2 protein-coding genes are annotated in these 1,406 nt (G+C 55.5%); both read left to right on the plus strand.

Annotation, left to right across the window (positions count from 1 at the left end; all coding sequences use genetic code 11):
* Positions 1-104 precede the first annotated feature (104 nt).
* Positions 105-1,121 carry an IS110 family transposase gene (locus BC360_RS24485; RefSeq protein ID WP_065797201.1) on the plus strand — a complete coding sequence of 339 codons (1,017 nt, stop codon included), beginning with the start codon at positions 105-107 and terminating at the stop codon, positions 1,119-1,121.
* Positions 1,122-1,162: 41 nt separating this feature from the next.
* On the plus strand, positions 1,163-1,406 hold a 244-nt coding region (locus tag BC360_RS32570), incomplete at its 3' end, for a hypothetical protein (RefSeq protein WP_208858217.1).

Here is a 1,406-nt window from a genome sequence, read left to right on the forward strand (position 1 = left end):
CAGATGGGGTGGTTGCCGCCCTCCCAGACGGCATCAAGATGTGCCAGAAAAGTGGTGTTAAGGGCCACTGAGCGGAAAGGACGGCAACCGTGACGAAGGATACAATGATCGGAGTAGACTTGGCAAAGTCTGTTTTTCAGCTGCATGGCGCGTCACTGACGGGCGAAGTGCGGTTTAAGAAGAAGCTTTCCAGGGAGGGGTTTTTGAAGTTCATGACGGGCCACGCCCCTGTAGTTGTAGTTATGGAGGCTTGCGGCAGCGCGCATTACTGGGCCCGCGAGATGGTCCGGCTCGGCCACGAGGTGAAGCTCATCGCACCGCAGTACGTGAAGCCGTTTGTAAAGCGTCAGAAAAATGATGCGTCAGACGCGGAGGCCATCGTAATTGCGGCCCAACGGCCTGAAATGCGCTTCGTCGAACCGAAGTCTTCAGGACAGCAAAGTCGGGCGATTTTGTTTCGGTCGCGTGAGCGGCTGGTCCACCAGCGAACCGAACTGGTCAATGCAGTCAGGGCGTGCCTCTATGAATACGGCCACGTGGTGCCGCAAGGTATCCATCAGATCAAGCGGATCGAAGAGATCCTGAATGAGCCAAACAGTGACTTGCCCGCTTTGATGCGCGAGGACTGTCAGGACTTGCTGAAACAGATAACTGAAAAGACCGCGCGCATTGATGCGCGGACTCAGAAAATCAAGGCATTGGCTAGGGAAACTGATACGGCGCGGCGCTTGCAGACGATTCCCGGCGTCGGGCCACTGACGGCCTTGGCTGTCGAGGCCTTCGCTCCGGCCATGGAAAGCTTTGAGTGCGGTCGCGACTTCTCAGCGTGGCTTGGTCTTGTCCCCCGCCAGTTCTCTTCCGGCGGTAAAGAAAGGCTTGGCGGGGTTTCCAAGGCTGGGCAGTCCGATATTCGTAGGCTGCTAATTATCGGCGCAATGTCTCGCCTGAACTGGTTGGGACGTAAATCGGTTCCGGAAGGGTCCTGGCTGGCGCGGATGATAACGCGAAAGCCTCGGATGCTTGTGGCGATCGCTTTGGCGAACAAAATGGCCCGAACAGTCTGGGCTTTGTTGACGAAGAACCAAGATTATCGAGTTCCGACGCAGGTCGCAGCATCATGATCAATGTGATGCAAAATCTGCCTGACGTCGGATAATGGAGGGTGAAAGAAGGCGACGACCCGAATGGGCGATATGATCGAACAGATCTGGATCAGGAAAACCAGTGCAAGGCTATGAGCGATAAAGCTCGATTAACAGATTTGGACCTGATCCGCAGATCACCATACCGGCCAGCGGCCTCTGAAAGCGTCGCACCAAAAGGCCTTACAGAAGACCGCGCTCGATCACTCGTAAATTTAGATCAGAATCTTCTTGCACTCTGGGCGGCAACCACAGAAGCCTTGC

Origin of the sequence: Ensifer sp. LC163, from assembly GCF_001695855.1 — a bacterium.
In the GTDB taxonomy this organism is placed as follows: Bacteria; Pseudomonadota; Alphaproteobacteria; order Rhizobiales; family Rhizobiaceae; genus Ensifer.

What these genes read in the sequence shown, in the direction of transcription:
- BC360_RS24485 (WP_065797201.1), top strand. Translation starts at nt 105, where the DNA reads ATGATCGGAGTAGACTTGGCAAAGTCTGTTTTTCAGCTGCATGGCGCG.